Raw genomic sequence first — 15,267 nt, 5'->3', positions numbered from 1 at the left:
CTCATCTCGTTTCCGGCCTGTAAGTTTTTTTGTCTTTGCCATAATCTTTCCCTCCTTTTCCTGCCAGTAAAAGAAACTGAGAGGTCAGAAACAGCCGCACCGCCAGGCGATGCGGCTATCCCGTAAATTTCTCAGTCTTTATTCTGCATAATAGGTTTCATAATCGTCTGTAAATGTTTCTGCTGCTGTGTCAAGCTCGGACTGGATATAATCCTCATCCACTTCCTCATTACTGGATGCATCAGAGAAAATATTTGTCATTGCTTCTGCATATGCAGATGAGAAAGTTGCATAGGAAGGAGTTCTCGGACGCGGAACTGCTGTGTTTTCAAGCTGCTCTTTAAATACTGCGCGAACGCCTTCTTTGTATTCTGCCATTTCCTCTGTGTCATAAGCAGAAATACGGGTTGCAGGTTTTGCAATAGCCGCCGCATAAGAAGCAACATTGTCTGTATTCATCAGCCACTGAAGGAATTTACCTGCTGCTTCCGGATTTTCACAATCCTTGCTTACTGCTGCCGCCCAGTCGCCGCAGGGAGAAACAGCTTCCTTTGTATCATCATTGACCGGATAGTAAGTTACGCCCCAGTCAAACTCTGCACTTTCCTCCAGAACAGCTGTATCCCAGGAACCGCCAATCATGGTTGCGCAGGCTCCGTTTAAAAATTCATCCTTGATCGGCTCAACATTTGCATAGCCTTTTGCGATCAGATCAGCCAGGAAAGAGGTAGTTTTTACAGCTTCTTCACTGTTTACATAACCGTCAGCTTCTGTACCGTCCTCACTGATATAATCTTTTCCTGCAGAAAGATACATTGGCTCCAGTGCATAAGGAAGTCCCTCGCCGTGATCCATAATAATATGAGTGCCTACATAATCCTCTGTGGTACATTTTTCTGCAATTTCTGCAAGTTCAGACCAGGTGATCGGATTATCAATTGTGCGGGAATCAAGATCCTCTACATCCACTCCGCATTCTTTCAGGTAGTCTTTATTGTAATAAAATGCCACGGATGACTCTGTTGCGCCAATAGCATACAGATGACTATCGTATGTGTTCTGTGTGATTGCTGAATCCACAAAGTCCTTCTGATCTTCTTCTGTAAAGTAATCGTCAAGAGGAACAGTCAGACCATTGGCTGCATAATAGGATACCTGAGGGCCATCCACATAAAAAATATCCGGGAGATCATTGGATGTCTGAGCAGTGGCAATTTTGTTATCATAGGCATATGAGTCAGAACGGTCAATCGCTTCACGTTTCACCTGGATATCCGGGTTTTCTTTATTCCATTCTGCAAGCTTTTCTTCCCACCATGCTTCGATCGCTTCTGTATCTGTGGGGCTCCAGATGGTAAGCTCTGTCACATCATCTGCCATTACCGGTACTGTCGTTGCTCCTGCTGAAAGAGCAAGCGCTGCTGCCATTGCCATACTGATTGCTTTTTTCATGTTCTCTTCCTCCTTAATCTGAGTTCTTTCCGCGCGCCTGGAAAGCAGGGAACCTGTTCCATATATCACAGTCTGCGCTCTCTTATAAATTTATTTGCGCTCTCTGTGGAACCCGTTCCATATTGTGCCTTAATAATAAAACCTACTGACTTATTTGTCAATAGGTTTTATCTAAAAATCATATTCAAAATAACATTTCCGTCTGTTTTTACAGTTTTACCATTCTTTTTTTGTATGTATTGCACAATCAGAAGTTTCCGTCCAGAACAACAGGATTTGTAGTCTTCCCCTGATGAACCTCTACAGACATGATCTGTTTGTGTGGAACCCGTTCACTTCCATCAATAAGTTTTATCACTGTAGAAGCGCAGGTGTCCGCCAGAAAACGGATATTCTGATCAATACTTGTAACCTGTGGGTAACAGAGCCTGGTAATATCCATTCCGTCATAAGCCACTACTTTCAGATCTTCCGGCACTCTTTTTCCGGCCTCCATTGCAAGATGCATATAACAGAGCGCCGGCTGGTCTGCAGCAAACACCCCGTCTATTCCGTCGCACTTGCGTATGGCTTCCCTTGCGGCATCCCAGTATGCCTGATGATCAAACTTGTTCCATTCCATCATCAGATCTACGATTTCCACTCCGTGTTCGGCAAGAATCGACTCAAAAATGGCATGTCTGTCATTGGCGGCAACATTAGGCGCCACTCCGGTAATATGAAGGACTTTCCTGCACTTGTTTTTAAGGATAATCTCTGCGGCAGCCCGGCCTCCGTAAATGTGGTCGGAACCTACCATGGGAATCTCCGGTCCGAAATCCTGATCCAGAGACACGATCGTTCTCTTTCTTTTTAAGTATTCTTCCACATGAAGGGTATGGGAACCGGTTATGATCCCGTCTACCATATTCCGGTCCAGCATATTCAGATAATCCAGTTCCCTGTTGCTGCTTCCTATGGTATTGCAGATCATCACTTTATATCCTGCTTTATAAAGAGCAATCTCTGTCTCCCTTGCAAAAGCGGAAAAAAAAGGATGATCCAGATCCGGAACCAGAACGCCTATAATGCCTGTCCTGTTTTTAAAAAGATTTCTTGCCAGCTCATTTGGGGTATATTCCAGTTCACGGATCGCTGACTCGATTTTTTTTCTTGTATCTTCTGCAACATACCCGCTGCCATTGATCACTCTTGACACAGTGCCGACTCCTACGCCTGCTTTTTGCGCTACATCTCTGATACTTGCCATAATTTCCTTCCTGATAAATACTGCAGTTCTTCATCTTTCCACTGATCTGCTACTGCTGACCTCGTTCACAGCGGCCACATTCATTTCTGTCTATACACTCCTTTGCCGAAACACTGCCCGAATATCATAACCTGTCCTGTTATAGTCAAATATTATAACATATTCTTCTTACTTTACAATCTGTCCAGTGTATGAAAATAAACGGATTTTTCGTCAAACTGTGTGTTCTGTACAGCATTTTATTAAAAACTTTCCGGTTTTATGAAGTTTTTGTTCTTTTTGTTCCGTTATAATATAATGAACGGGAGAAAGAATGCCGGGAAGCTTCATTGCCGTTCATTATCCAGGCAGCATCAGGAAGGGGGATGATCGTATTTCACAGGAAGAATATTTGAAATATCTGCTGGAGCAGTATCAGAATCTGATCTACTCCATCTGTCTGAAATCCGTAGGAAACCCTTTTGATGCAGAAGATCTGACCCAGGAAGTATTTTTATCTGCTTACAAAAACCTTTCCCGTTTCGACGGCACCTATGAAAAAGCATGGCTGAGCAAAATCGCTGTACGCAAGTGTCTGGATTTTCTGAAGGCAGCCGGGCGGCGCAGTATTCCCACAGAAGATACTTATTTTTCTCAGATACCGGACACATCCTCTACTCCGGAGGCCCTGTATCTGAAAACAGATTCTGACCGGCAGGTATATACCCTGTGCCAGCAGCTCAAAAGCCCCTATAAAGAAGTTGCTGTTTCGCATTTCTGTAAACAGCTTACTGTTACAGAAATCGCCCGGCAGACTCAGAAAAATCCAAAAACCATCCAGACACAGCTTTACCGGGCAAGGGCAATGCTGAAAAAGCTCCTGGTTCCGCCGGGAAATGTCAACGAAAGGAGAGTCTGATATGCATGTTAGGGAAAAATCTCTGAATAAGATTACAGACAGCGATACAGTAAGCACGGAAGAAATGATTGCGTTTCTGGAGCATCTTGATCAGTGTGATTTCTGTCTGGATCAGATGATTGAAGAAGAAATCCGAAATACCGATCAGCCGGCTCCGGACTATCTGGCAGAACAGATTCTGAACCGTGCAGCCGCGCCGGATGTTCAGGCGGCAAAGGCTGTACGCACAACATCCAGAAAAATGCAGCTTTTTTATTATGGACTTCGCACTGCAACAGGCATGATCGCTGCTCTTTTTCTTCTTTTTGTTATTCAGCAGGCGGATCTCAGCACTTTTTCCGGAGTTTCTATTCCGGAATCCAGCAAATCTGCCATCCGCACAGAAGTCAGCGCTCACCCGGAAACACTTTCACGGCTGTCACAGAATATTTCTGCAGAGCTTTCACGCAGCTCTGATAAACTGACTGGTTATATACGAAATTTTTCAAATAAAATCTTAAATGGAGGCGATTTAAAATGACAAAACAAAAAAAAGGACTTTTGCTTTTTCTCTGCTCACTGGTTCCGGGAGCCGGAGAAATGTACATGGGCTTTTTTAAACAGGGGATCAGCATTATGCTTATATTCTGGGGAACTTTCGGACTGGCAACCTTATCTTCACTTAGTTTTATCGTCATGTTTCTTCCCATTATGTGGTGTTACAGTTTCTTCCATGTACACAACCTGAAATCCATGTCTGAGGATGATTTTTATGCGGTGGAAGACAGCTATCTTCTCCATCTTGACCAGTTTATTGGAAATGCAGACCATTTTGTAAAAAAATACCGCAAACTGATTGCTGTTTTCCTGATCATCTTCGGTGTTTCTATTTTATGGGATAATCTCAGAGGGCTGATCATGTGGCTGCTTCCGGATACTGTGGCAAATGTCCTGATCAATCTGTTTTATAATGTTCCGTCAATTATCATTGCCATTGCTATTATTGCTGTTGGCATCCACATGCTTAATACAAAGAAGCAGGAGCTTGACAGCGAAGAGACTTCAGAAAAACCCCGGAAGGAAGAACACTACTGGGAGCCTTATCGTCCTTATCAGCAGTCCCGGGAGGAAACATCTGAAGCTCCAACCGCAGAAGCACTGACGCCGGAAGCTTCCGAACAGACAGTTGTTTCTGAGACATCTTCTACTGATGAAACCGGCGCTCAGACAGTTACTGAGCCCACAGAGTCTGCTCCGGCTTCTGAGGAAGCTTCTGCCGGAACGGAAAAGACAAACTGACCCCTGAATGTCTTCACAGTCCAGATCAGCTATAACTGCTGAAAACAAATTCAAAAAATATCAAAAGCAAAGTAAATTTTACCCTGCCAAAAACGGAAGCCGTCCTTTGATAAATCATCAGGACAGCTTCCGTTCTTATTATAAATATTTCTTCTGTTTACAGGTATTTCTTCTATATAAATACATTACAGATTTTTCGTTACGCGAAGCCTTGTCATTGCCCTTGCCAGAGCCAGCTGATTCATGTGGTATTCCTGAATGCTCTGCTTCTGGCGGAGCTGTTCCTCTGCGCGCTCCTTTGCCTCCTGAGCTCTGCGAATATCAATTTCTTCCGGTCTTTCCACAGAAAGGCAAAACAGCTTTGCACGGTTATTGATCATTTCCACAAAACCATTGCTGACTGCTGCAACCACCTTGTTTCCGTCAGCATCTTCATACCGAAGCTCACCGGGAACAATTGCTACAATCACATTTGCATGATGAGCCAGAAAAGCCTTTTCTCCATCCTCTACAGGAACAACCAGAGATCTGGCGCGTCCGGCATAAGCCAGCTTATTGCTGGCATAGATTTCCAGGCCAAATGTACTTTCCATGAACTTCACTCCTTACTGTTCAAGGGTTTTTGCTTTTTCAATAACCTCGTCAATAGTTCCCACATTAAAGAATGCATTTTCAGGATATTCATCCATCTCTCCGTTTACAATGGCCTTAAATCCACGGATGGTTTCTTTCAGCGGAACGTATCTTCCGGGGATTCCGGTAAAGTTTTCCGCTACATGGAAGGGCTGGGATAAAAATCTCTGTATCTTTCTTGCACGATGTACTGTATTTTTGTCTTCATCAGACAGCTCTTCCATACCAAGAATTGCAATAATATCCTGCAGTTCCTTATATTTCTGAAGAATTTCCTGAACACGGCGGGCAACCTCATAATGTTCCTCTCCTACCACGTCTGCTTCCAGAATACGGGAAGAGGATTCCAGAGGATCCACTGCCGGATAAATACCCTGCTCAACAATTTTTCTGGATAATACGGTTGTTGCATCCAGATGGGCAAAGGTTGTTGCCGGAGCCGGGTCTGTCAGGTCATCCGCCGGGACATATACAGCCTGAACAGATGTAACAGAACCTGCTTTTGTAGAAGCAATGCGCTCCTGAAGCTCTCCCATTTCTGTAGACAGTGTAGGCTGATATCCGACTGCGGACGGCATACGTCCCAGAAGCGCAGACACCTCAGAACCAGCCTGTACAAAACGGAAAATATTATCAATAAACAAAAGCACGTCTCTGTGTTCTGTATCACGGAAATACTCTGCCATAGTAAGGCCTGTTTCCGCAACACGCATACGGGATCCCGGCGGCTCATTCATCTGTCCGAACACCAGGGCAGTTTTTTCAAGAACCCCTGATTCTTTCATTTCGCTCCACAAATCATTTCCTTCACGGGAACGCTCGCCTACACCGGTAAAAATAGAATAACCGCCATGCTCTGTTGCAATATTCTGGATCAGCTCCTGGATCAGCACGGTTTTACCTACTCCGGCGCCTCCGAACAGACCAATCTTTCCACCTTTTGCATAAGGTGCAAGAAGGTCAATTACCTTAATTCCTGTTTCCAGGATCTCAACTGCCGGGCTCTGATCCTCAAAACTTGGCGGATCTCTGTGGATGACCCAATGTTCCTTATCCTCCAGAGATTCACCGCCATCCACAGTTTCTCCAAGAACATTAAAAAGTCTTCCCAGAGTGCAGTCTCCTACCGGAACCTTGATTCCGCTTCCTGTGGCAATTACTTCTCTGTCTCTCTGAAGTCCCTCACTGGCACTTAACATAATGCAGCGCACTACGCGGTTTCCCAGATGCTGTGAGACTTCCATAATACATTTTTTTCCGTTGTTTTCCACTTCCAGGGCCTCCCGGATATCCGGAAGCTCCCCCTGCTCAAAAACAACATCCACAACAGGTCCCATAACCTGTACAATTTTACCTTTATTCATCCTTGTCACTTCCTTCTCTGGGCTTTTGCGCCGCTGATAACCTCTGTGATTTCCTGTGTGATGGCCGCCTGCCGTGCACGATTAAACTGAATGGAAAGATCCTGCAGCATCTTTTTTGCGCTGTCTGTGGAAGACTGCATTGCAGTCATTCGCGCATTATTTTCACTGGCATAGGCTTCTACCAGACATCCGTAAATAACACCTGTCAGATAATTGGGAATCATTGTATCCAGAACCACATCTGCAGAAGGAAACATTTCAATCTCCTCCTGTGGAGCTCCCACCGGAATCTGAGCCGGTGAAAAACTTGCTTTTTTCAGCGGAAGAAGCTGCATATCCACAGGTTCCATCACTGCCGCATTTTGCATCTGAGTATAAATAATATGTACCTCATCCAGCTCACGGTCAAGAAAAGCTCTTACAATTTCCTCACTGATCAGTCTTGCGCGATGCATAGTTGGCTTCTGCACAGTATAACGAAAGCTTCCGTCTACATCTGCACTTTTCTTTTCATAATACTGACGGCCTACCATTCCAAGTACATACAGCTTGTGATAACCCGGAGTTTTTTCCATAAACTCATCTGTCAGCTTTGTGATATTGTGGTTATAGGCTCCTGCCATTCCTTTATCTCCGGTTACTACAATAATTCCGGTTTTACGCTCCTGCTGAGGTACAAGATGACGAACACTGAAAAAAGGATGCTGGATATCCGGAATATGACGCAGGATTCTGGCAATAGCAGCCTGCATATTATAAAAATATGGCTCTGTATCCTCCAGTACCTTTTTGGCTTTCTTCATTTTTGAAGAGGAAATCATGTACATGGCATTGGTAATCTTCATGGTATCCTGGACGCTTTTTATTCTGCTCTGTATTTCTCTTGCGTTTGCCATAGGTTCCTCCTGCTCTTAATTATTCTGCAGCTGAACGGCTTCTGAATTCCTCTGCAATCTGAAGGATCTTTTCTCCCAGTTCATCAGAAAGCTGTTTTGACTCATTGATCTCTCTTCCCACTTCCGGATAAACATTGTCAAAGTATTCCAGCAGCTCCTTCTGATACTGCTTGATCTTTTTTGTTTCCACATGCACAAAGGCTTTATGCGTAGCTGCCCACAGGGTGATTACCTGCTCATGGAGTTTCAGCGGGCTGCAAAGAGGCTGTTTCAGAAGTTCCATCAGACAGCTTCCATAAGTAAGCTGCGCCTTTGTGGCCTCATCCAGATCTGAACTGAACTGAGTAAATACTTCCATTTCTCTGTACTGAGCCAGATCAATACGAATACTTCCTGATGCCTTTTTCATAGCTTTGGTCTGAGCGGCACCGCCTACACGGGATACAGAAAGACCTACATTAACTGCCGGGCGCATGCCTGCAAAAAACAGATCGCTTTCCAGGAAGATCTGTCCGTCTGTAATAGAGATTACATTGGTTGGTATATATGCAGATACATCTCCTGCCTGTGTCTCAATGATCGGAAGCGCTGTAATGGAGCCGCCTCCTGATTTTTCATTCAGACGGCTGGATCTTTCCAGAAGTCTGGAATGAAGATAAAATACATCTCCCGGATAAGCCTCACGGCCCGGAGAACGTTCCAGAAGAAGGGACAGAGCACGATAAGCAACCGCGTGCTTGGAAAGATCATCATAAACGATCAGAACATCTTTCCCCTGATACATAAAGAACTCTGCCAGGGCTGTTCCTGCATAGGGAACAATATACTGAAGAGGCGCACAGTCACTTGCTGTAGAGGAAAATACAGTTGTATATTCCATTGCCCCGTGTTTTTCAAGAGTGGAAACAACCTTTGCAACAGTAGAAGCCTTCTGTCCCACTGCCACATAAATACAGATCACATCTTTTCCTTTCTGGTTCAGGATTGTATCAATAGCCAGAGAGGTTTTTCCTGTCTGTCTGTCGCCAATGATCAGTTCACGCTGTCCGCGTCCGATAGGAAACATGGAATCAATAGAAAGGATTCCTGTTTCAAGAGGAACTGTTACGGATTTACGGTCAATGATTCCCGGTGCAGGATATTCAACAGGACGATACTCCTCCTCTTTGATCTCTCCCTTTCCGTCTACCGGAGCGCCAAGAGCATTGACAATCCTTCCTATAAATCCGTTTCCAACAGGAATACCTGCCTGTCTGCCAGTTCTGGATACTTTTGAGCCTTCACGGATTCCGGAATCGCTGCCAAACAGAATACATCCCATACTGTTTGTGCGGATATCCTGAACCATTCCTTTCAGACCGTTTTCAAAAACCACGACTTCACCGTACATGGCATGATCTATACCATATACTGTGGCGATTCCGTCACCTACGGAAATAACAGTACCGACCTCCTGGTTTTTGCTGATCTCGTCATAATTCTCTATTTCTTCTTTCAGAATTGAAATAATCTCATCTGGATTAATTGTACTCAAACTGTTCACCTCCGGGTCAGTTTCTGTTCCAGTCTGCGGCAGCGTCCCCGCAGACTCCAGTCATATTCTTTACCGCCTGCCTGAAGAATAAATCCTCCGATCAGGCTTTTGTCCTCAAGTACCTGAATTTCTGCTTTCTGTGCCTGAAATTCCCTGCACAGGAAATTTCGGATTCCTTCCAGCTGTTCATCTCTGGGTGGCGTCACACAGATCAGAACTGCCTGCAGGGCGCCTGCCTCTTTCCTGCAAAGCTCCTGATACTGGTTGAAAATTTCCTCAAAAAGATCTGTTTTATGATATCTGCAGGCAACCTTCACAAAGCTCCTCATATCCCGGGGAACAGCTCTGTCTATGATCCGGCATTTTGCCTCAAATGATACCAGCGGACTTCCCAGGCACTCTGTAAGTTCCGGGTTCTCCTGAAAAAGATGTTCCGTTTCCTGGACAGTTGCCCTGGAAACAGGCATCCCATACAGAACCTTTGCATAATTAACAGCTGCCGTTGTCATCGGGATCACCTGCTTTTTCTATAAATTGGTCATACATGGAAAGATCCTGTTCCTCACCGGCCTGACTGCCTACAATTCTGGCGGCAGCCTCCATTGCCAGCTTCCCGATCTCACCCTGCATCTGTCTCATGGCGTACTCACGCTCAGACGCAATATCTGCCTGCGCTTTGGCAAACAGCTGATCAGCCTGAACCCTGGCTTCCTCTGCAGTACGTTCTGCCTGAGCTTTCGCCTCCAGTTTTGCCTGTTCCACAATCTGATAGGATTCTTCTTTAGCTGATTTCAGAGCATTCTCATATTGCTTCTGCAGCTGATTTGCTCTGTCCTCTGTCTTTTTTGCCTCCTCAAACTGCTGATCTATCATTTCTTTTCTCTGATCCATGATCCGAATCACCGGTCCGAACAGAAACTTTTTCATAAGTATGTAAAGGACCAGCAGATTGATGATCGTAAAGACAAGATTCAGATTAATTTGAATCATCGTCTGTACCTGCCTTTCTGTTTTTGTAGCAATTTATCAGCCAAGCATAACAACGATCAGAAGACCTACTACAAAACCAAAAATAGCAGTACCTTCGGCAAGGGCGCATCCGAGAAGAAGGTTTTTGCTGATCTTGCTCTCTGCCTCGGGCTGTCTTGCAATTGCCTCAACTGCCTTAGATGTTGCCAGACCAATACCAATACCTGCTCCAATACCTGTTAAAGCTGCAATACCTGCTCCGATAGCGATTAAACTTGTCATGATTTTTTCCTCCTGAGTTTTCATTAGAATAGTTAAATAAAAGTGACTGCGCTGCCTGCTGCAGCGATCATTCCATTGTTTCTTTCATGAACATGGACGTCAAAAAGACAAAAATATATGCCTGTATAAAACCGTCAAAGAAATCAAAATACAGGCTGAATGGAATTGGCAGAATTGCCGGGCATACAAACTCGACAAGCGCCATTACTACAAACCCTCCGAGAATATTGCCAAAAAGTCGGAAACAGAGGGCAGTGGGACGAATGAGGACCTCCATAATATTCATCGGGAGCATAACCGGTATTGGATCCAGAAAGCTCTTAAAAAATCCTTTCAGACCCTTTTTATGGATGCCGCAGTATTCAATGAGGAACATGCTCATTACTGCAAGTGCCAGCGTAACATTCAAGTCCTTTGTAGGCGGCTTTACGCCAAAGATACCTGACACATTGGAAACTCCCAGATAAATAATTACTGTCATCATATACGGGATATACCGATCTCCGTCCTCTCCCAGGATTCCCCGGAAAAAGTTTCTCAGAGCGCCGATTCCCGCTTCCAGAAGAAGCTGTTTTTTTCCGGGATTTTCAACTTTCAGATTCCTTACCAGAATCAGCGACAATACTACCAGCACTGCCATGATCACCCAGGTAACTGCAACTGATTCAAATACCGGTATTCCTTTTCCGATCGGAATCGTAAAAACCGTTTCACAGTTCAGCTCTTCTTTTAACACTTCTGTTAAACTGTTCGTTTCACTCCCTCCTTTTCTTTCAGTCTGAGATTTGGTCAGACCGCTTTTTTCGATTTCTATATTTTACTCTTCACGCCCTGAAAGTCAATATTTTTCCCTACTATTTTGCACAAAAAAATGGGTGATTTTTTGTGCAAATCACCCAAAATTATTTTGATTATCTATATTTTTAAGGATACCTCTTCATAGGACAAAATACTCTCCGAACCGTCTTTTTCCAACACTTTGAGCCTTCCGTCCCGGCATATTTGGAGAGCTTTTGCAGTTCGTTCCCCTGAATTGTCCATAATACAGATTCTGCGTCCCACAACCATGCTTCTGTCTATATATTCCCCGGGGATGCAAAGCTTCTGTGTCTCTCTCAGAAGATGGTTGATCACTGCTGCTGCCAGTTGATTTCTGTTTATACCGGAAGCTTCTTCCTGACTTTTATAAAGAGCACCGGCAATCCCATCCAGCTCTGAAGGATATCCCTTCTCCGGTTCGTAAATATTCAGTCCGATTCCTACAACTGCAAACTCGATGTCTCCGCTCTCAAAATCCGTAACTGCCTCTGTAAGAATTCCACACACCTTTTTACCGCAGTAGTAAAGGTCATTTACCCATTTGATATCAAGGTCTTTGCCCGTCAGTTCTTTTACCGCTTTATACACAGCCACTGCCGCTTCAGCCGTCAGAACAAGACTTTCCTGAAGGCTTCCTTCCGGTTCCAGAATCACGCTGAGATACAGGCCCGCATCATACGGTGAATAAAACTTTCGTCCTCTTCTGCCTCTTCCTTCTGTCTGCCTGTAAGCCAGTACCGCGCTTCCATGCTTTGCTTCCCCGCTTATTGCCGCCTGCTTGGCCGTTCTGTTCGTAGATTCCGTCTCCGGATAAACTTTCAGAAAAACATCCGGCTTTGACAAAAAAGGACGAATCCCCTCTTCTGCCAGTTTATTGCTTTCTGCAGACAACATATATCCTTTATTGGAGCCTGCTGCAATTTCATAGCCTTCCTCACGGAGAGTTTTTACTGCTTTCCACACCGCAGCTCTTGTACACTGAAGCTCTTCCGCAATTTTTTCTCCTGATATAACTGTGCCCTTATTTTTTTCCAGAAGCTCCAGAAGCCTGGATTTTACCGTTATTTTTGTCCTCATTTCTTCCCTCATTATTTCTCAGCGCCTGTTTTAAAAAGGTTGTGTATTCTTTCCTGATCTTTTCAGGGCCAATGATCCTTACTCCTTCTCCAAGGCCTGCAAGCCAGCCAAAAAACTGCTTACCCACACAGACATGAGCCTGAAAAAGAAAATGCTCTTCATCTGACTTTCTTATGGTAACCTCTGTGCCAAATCGGTCCAGAACTGTTCCGATCAGATGATTGTCAAATTCTGCTTTCAGAAGAACGTCTCTGCCGCCTGACATTCCAAACGCATCCATGGAAAATTTACCAAGCTCAAGATCCCGGAAAATCGCAGCTCCGTTTCTTTTTTCCTTTTCCAGCTGCATATCTTTCATTTTATCTGCCTGATAATGCTTGACAACTCCGCTGTTCTCATCCAGGCCAAGAAGATAATAGCTGTCATCTCTCCAGAAAAGTTTCCACGGGCTTATTTTGCAGAAAGCTCCGTTTTTCTTCTGTCTGAGCTTTTTTTCAGACGTCCATTCATAATAAGAAAAGCTGATCTGCCTGTCTGCGGCAATGGCATTGCAGATCAGCTCAACATTTGCATATACTTCTCCATTTTCCGTTCTGTTCCCGCATTCTGTCAATGCCTGTTTCTGCATCTTCTTTGCCTGATGAATACTGGTCAGCCCTTCCAGTTTACGGATAAGCTTCTGTGCATGTCTGGCCGGAATACAGTGAGAAGACTGAACCATGTCTGTGAGAAATTTTAATTCCGCAAATTCAAAATTCCTCTCTTCCAGATAATATCCTGACACCTTTCCTCTTCGATTCAGAATATTAAGCCCAAACAGCCTCAAAGCCTCAATATCATCATAAATTGTCTTTCTCTCTGCATTAATGCCATAAGCCTGAAGATTGGCAATGATATCTCTGACCTGCATGGGATGATCCCTGTCGGATTTCTCTTCAAGAACCTTTTTTACATACAGGATCTTCAGCTTCTGATTAAATGATCTGGGCATAAACACACTCCTACCTGTCTGTCAGTCCCGCTACAACTCCAAAATATACTACCACAAATGCAAGAATCAATGCAATCCGGTCCACAGAATGAAAATCCACATGAAGAAACATCGCTCCAAGAATTATAATCTCCAAAGTCAGCACAATTCCCCAGAGCAAAGCCTTTCCTCCGGAAAGCTTTTCCTTTCCCTGTTTCCCGCGTCCTCTGCCGTATGAATCATATTTATCCGGCACAAATGCAGCCATTTCTCTGTCTATTCTCTGCCCACTCTGCATCTTCAGTTCCTCCCTGTACAAACATATTTTCTGAACACTTCTTTTTGATAAAAAGGATTATATCACAAGCTATGTCCAATAAAACGGGATGAACTTATTTTTTTCGAATCTTTGTTCGTGAATGTCTGTTTTTATCTATAAAATCTGGGGCTGTTTGCAGTTTTCCACAGCTTCTACGGTTCAATAACTATTTTTTCCACCTGATATCTCCCCGCATCCACATGCATAACAGCCATAGTGATCTCCTGATCAAATCTGCGTCGTCCGCAGCTTCCCGGATTAATCCACAAACGGTCATCAATTATTTTTTCAAAATATTTATGGGTGTGTCCGAAAACAACAACCTGAGCACTTCCAAGCTCCCATGCCACATCTTTTTTGTTATGTGTCATAAAAAACTCCACACCTTCTATGGTAAAGCGAAGAGTCCGGGACAGCCCCTCCGCCCAGTCCTTGTCATTATTTCCCCTCACTACATAAACAGACGCCAGAGGCCGAATCTGATCAAGGATTTCCGGCTTATTAATATCTCCACCGTGCAAAATGCAGTCGCAGGTTCTGAGAATTTCCAGAACCTCAGGACGCAGCAGCCCGTGAGTGTCTGATATGATTCCTATTTTTTTCGCCATGTTTACCCTCCGTTTCCTTGGTAAATTTCCTTTATAAATTTTCCCGGGAAATTTCTTTGATAAGTTTCCTCCGGGAATTTCAACTAGAATCAGGAAATTTGTACACTTTTTCAGAGTTTCTGTTTTATAGTTAATAGATTGTTATCCGGTTATGAGCAATCTCCGGATCTGTAAAAATGAACCCTACATGAGTAAATACTGATTTTGCTTTTATACTGGGGAATCTGGAATATACACATGCAAAAGAATTTTTCTTGTTGTAACAGCCTCCCTATTCTGGTTTATTATATAAAATTTCTAACAGTCTGTCCGCAAATTTTCTGTGTCCTTCCTGGGAAAAATGAACGCCGTCATATGCCACAGTAATTTCCCAGTCTCCTGTCCCTGTAAAATCCATGTTCAGCTCTTCAGCTACTTTACTGTATGTCTTATCCAGCTTTTCCGCCTCCCGGCAGATTCGTTCCTCATCTACCCAGGCTCCCCGCTTTACAGGAGGAGGGGCAATCAGCCGGACTTTCATTTCCCGGTTATTAATTTCCTGCTGCTGAACCAGTACCTGAAGAAATTTTTTCATACGATTCCCTGCATCTTCTGCGGTAAATCCTGTCTCTGTCAAAAAATCGTTTGTCCCCAGCATAATCCATATTCTTACAGGCCCTTTGATTTTACACCAGTCTCTAAGCTGTTCACAGAAAAAGTGAATCTGAGAAGAATTATGAGGGATACAGCGTCCGTTTACTCCATGATTCTTTATGAGCCACCCGGATTTTTCCTGAAGAATGCCTGTCCAGCAGATATTTTCAGGATACCTGCCCCCTGTCAGCGACTGCGGATCATATCCGTAAGTATTAGAGTCCCCATAACATATGATTGTTCCCTTCATTTTTCTCTGTTCCTTTCGCTTCGCCTTCATACACAA

At 44.1% G+C, this 15,267-nt stretch carries 18 protein-coding genes; 3 read left to right on the top strand and 15 right to left on the bottom strand.

Annotation, left to right across the window (positions count from 1 at the left end; genetic code table 11):
* Window positions 1–138: 138 nt before the first annotated feature.
* Together NSA57_RS11035 and NSA57_RS11030 are read right to left on the bottom strand one after the other, a co-directional pair.
* Window positions 139–1,452 (bottom strand): ABC transporter substrate-binding protein, encoded by a 1,314-nt coding sequence (locus tag NSA57_RS11035; RefSeq protein ID WP_257464855.1) that lies wholly within the window; start codon window positions 1,450–1,452, stop codon window positions 139–141.
* A 247-nt stretch (window positions 1,453–1,699) separates the two neighbouring features.
* A complete protein-coding gene (locus NSA57_RS11030) occupies window positions 1,700–2,701 on the bottom strand; it encodes a LacI family DNA-binding transcriptional regulator (protein ID WP_257464854.1) in 1,002 nt (333 codons plus the stop codon).
* A 313-nt stretch (window positions 2,702–3,014) separates the two neighbouring features.
* Between NSA57_RS11030 and NSA57_RS11025 the strand changes: the two genes are divergently transcribed.
* From NSA57_RS11025 to NSA57_RS11015, 3 genes are read left to right on the top strand one after another with little or no spacing between them, the layout of a single operon-like run.
* A complete protein-coding gene (locus NSA57_RS11025; protein ID WP_147599830.1) occupies window positions 3,015–3,599 on the top strand; it encodes an RNA polymerase sigma factor in 585 nt (194 codons plus the stop codon).
* A 1-nt stretch (window position 3,600) separates the two neighbouring features.
* A complete protein-coding gene (locus NSA57_RS11020) occupies window positions 3,601–4,119 on the top strand; it encodes a hypothetical protein (protein ID WP_257464853.1) in 519 nt (172 codons plus the stop codon).
* Entirely contained in the window at window positions 4,116–4,877 is a 762-nt protein-coding gene (locus NSA57_RS11015) for a hypothetical protein (protein WP_257464852.1), read from the top strand. The genes NSA57_RS11020 and NSA57_RS11015 overlap by 4 nt, the downstream gene beginning before the upstream one ends.
* Before the next feature lie 185 nt (window positions 4,878–5,062).
* Here the strand turns inward: NSA57_RS11015 and atpC are convergent, their stop codons facing one another.
* The 13 genes from atpC to NSA57_RS10950 form a co-directional block, all read right to left on the bottom strand.
* Window positions 5,063–5,470, bottom strand: coding sequence for an ATP synthase F1 subunit epsilon (gene atpC, locus NSA57_RS11010; RefSeq protein WP_147599828.1), 408 nt, complete (start codon window positions 5,468–5,470; stop codon window positions 5,063–5,065).
* Window positions 5,471–5,482: 12 nt separating this feature from the next.
* A complete protein-coding gene (atpD, locus tag NSA57_RS11005) occupies window positions 5,483–6,874 on the bottom strand; it encodes a F0F1 ATP synthase subunit beta (RefSeq protein ID WP_022068541.1) in 1,392 nt (463 codons plus the stop codon).
* 5 nt (window positions 6,875–6,879) lie between these two features.
* On the bottom strand, window positions 6,880–7,770 hold the full coding sequence (gene atpG, locus NSA57_RS11000; protein ID WP_147599827.1) for an ATP synthase F1 subunit gamma: 891 nt from the start codon (window positions 7,768–7,770) through the stop codon (window positions 6,880–6,882).
* A 19-nt stretch (window positions 7,771–7,789) separates the two neighbouring features.
* Window positions 7,790–9,304, bottom strand: coding sequence for a F0F1 ATP synthase subunit alpha (gene atpA, locus NSA57_RS10995; RefSeq protein ID WP_022068539.1), 1,515 nt, complete (start codon window positions 9,302–9,304; stop codon window positions 7,790–7,792).
* A gap of 5 nt (window positions 9,305–9,309) precedes the next feature.
* Window positions 9,310–9,813, bottom strand: a complete 504-nt coding sequence (gene atpH / locus NSA57_RS10990) for an ATP synthase F1 subunit delta (protein WP_147599826.1) — start codon at window positions 9,811–9,813, stop codon at window positions 9,310–9,312.
* Window positions 9,794–10,294: a F0F1 ATP synthase subunit B gene (gene atpF / locus NSA57_RS10985; protein WP_147599825.1), complete on the bottom strand. Its 501-nt coding sequence runs from the start codon at window positions 10,292–10,294 to the stop codon at window positions 9,794–9,796. The genes atpH and atpF overlap by 20 nt, the downstream gene beginning before the upstream one ends.
* A gap of 36 nt (window positions 10,295–10,330) precedes the next feature.
* Window positions 10,331–10,555 carry an ATP synthase F0 subunit C gene (gene atpE, locus NSA57_RS10980; protein ID WP_022068536.1) on the bottom strand — a complete coding sequence of 75 codons (225 nt, stop codon included), beginning with the start codon at window positions 10,553–10,555 and terminating at the stop codon, window positions 10,331–10,333.
* Between the two features lie 67 nt (window positions 10,556–10,622).
* Window positions 10,623–11,291 carry a F0F1 ATP synthase subunit A gene (locus tag NSA57_RS10975; protein ID WP_147599824.1) on the bottom strand — a complete coding sequence of 223 codons (669 nt, stop codon included), beginning with the start codon at window positions 11,289–11,291 and terminating at the stop codon, window positions 10,623–10,625.
* Window positions 11,292–11,470: 179 nt separating this feature from the next.
* A complete protein-coding gene (locus tag NSA57_RS10970) occupies window positions 11,471–12,451 on the bottom strand; it encodes a biotin--[acetyl-CoA-carboxylase] ligase (RefSeq protein WP_306814093.1) in 981 nt (326 codons plus the stop codon).
* On the bottom strand, window positions 12,396–13,442 hold the full coding sequence (locus tag NSA57_RS10965) for a helix-turn-helix transcriptional regulator (RefSeq protein WP_147599823.1): 1,047 nt from the start codon (window positions 13,440–13,442) through the stop codon (window positions 12,396–12,398). The genes NSA57_RS10970 and NSA57_RS10965 overlap by 56 nt, the downstream gene beginning before the upstream one ends.
* A gap of 10 nt (window positions 13,443–13,452) precedes the next feature.
* Window positions 13,453–13,719, bottom strand: a complete 267-nt coding sequence (locus NSA57_RS10960; RefSeq protein ID WP_257464851.1) for a hypothetical protein — start codon at window positions 13,717–13,719, stop codon at window positions 13,453–13,455.
* 173 nt (window positions 13,720–13,892) lie between these two features.
* On the bottom strand, window positions 13,893–14,348 hold the full coding sequence (locus tag NSA57_RS10955) for a metallophosphoesterase family protein (protein WP_257464850.1): 456 nt from the start codon (window positions 14,346–14,348) through the stop codon (window positions 13,893–13,895).
* Between the two features lie 271 nt (window positions 14,349–14,619).
* Entirely contained in the window at window positions 14,620–15,231 is a 612-nt protein-coding gene (locus NSA57_RS10950; RefSeq protein WP_257464849.1) for an SGNH/GDSL hydrolase family protein, read from the bottom strand.
* Between the last annotated feature and the right edge of the window lie 36 nt (window positions 15,232–15,267).

Source organism: Blautia caecimuris, assembly GCF_024622975.1.
Classification (GTDB): Bacteria; Bacillota; Clostridia; order Lachnospirales; family Lachnospiraceae; genus Blautia_A; species Blautia_A caecimuris.
The sequence above is the reverse complement of the archived record's forward strand: the minus strand, read 5'-3'. Positions and strand labels throughout refer to the sequence as shown.

Bases quoted from the DNA above. Each gene is read 5' to 3' on its own strand.
- NSA57_RS11035 (WP_257464855.1), bottom strand. From the start codon at position 1,452: ATGAAAAAAGCAATCAGTATGGCAATGGCAGCAGCGCTTGCTCTTTCA.
- NSA57_RS11030 (WP_257464854.1), bottom strand. From the start codon at position 2,701: ATGGCAAGTATCAGAGATGTAGCGCAAAAAGCAGGCGTAGGAGTCGGC.
- NSA57_RS11025 (WP_147599830.1), top strand. From the start codon at position 3,015: ATGCCGGGAAGCTTCATTGCCGTTCATTATCCAGGCAGCATCAGGAAG.
- NSA57_RS11020 (WP_257464853.1), top strand. From the start codon at position 3,601: ATGCATGTTAGGGAAAAATCTCTGAATAAGATTACAGACAGCGATACA.
- NSA57_RS11015 (WP_257464852.1), top strand. From the start codon at position 4,116: ATGACAAAACAAAAAAAAGGACTTTTGCTTTTTCTCTGCTCACTGGTT.
- atpC (WP_147599828.1), bottom strand. From the start codon at position 5,470: ATGGAAAGTACATTTGGCCTGGAAATCTATGCCAGCAATAAGCTGGCT.
- atpD (WP_022068541.1), bottom strand. From the start codon at position 6,874: ATGAATAAAGGTAAAATTGTACAGGTTATGGGACCTGTTGTGGATGTT.
- atpG (WP_147599827.1), bottom strand. From the start codon at position 7,770: ATGGCAAACGCAAGAGAAATACAGAGCAGAATAAAAAGCGTCCAGGAT.
- atpH (WP_147599826.1), bottom strand. From the start codon at position 9,813: ATGACAACGGCAGCTGTTAATTATGCAAAGGTTCTGTATGGGATGCCT.
- atpF (WP_147599825.1), bottom strand. From the start codon at position 10,294: ATGATTCAAATTAATCTGAATCTTGTCTTTACGATCATCAATCTGCTG.
- atpE (WP_022068536.1), bottom strand. From the start codon at position 10,555: ATGACAAGTTTAATCGCTATCGGAGCAGGTATTGCAGCTTTAACAGGT.
- NSA57_RS10970 (WP_306814093.1), bottom strand. From the start codon at position 12,451: ATGAGGACAAAAATAACGGTAAAATCCAGGCTTCTGGAGCTTCTGGAA.
- NSA57_RS10965 (WP_147599823.1), bottom strand. From the start codon at position 13,442: ATGCCCAGATCATTTAATCAGAAGCTGAAGATCCTGTATGTAAAAAAG.
- NSA57_RS10960 (WP_257464851.1), bottom strand. From the start codon at position 13,719: ATGCAGAGTGGGCAGAGAATAGACAGAGAAATGGCTGCATTTGTGCCG.
- NSA57_RS10955 (WP_257464850.1), bottom strand. From the start codon at position 14,348: ATGGCGAAAAAAATAGGAATCATATCAGACACTCACGGGCTGCTGCGT.
- NSA57_RS10950 (WP_257464849.1), bottom strand. From the start codon at position 15,231: ATGAAGGGAACAATCATATGTTATGGGGACTCTAATACTTACGGATAT.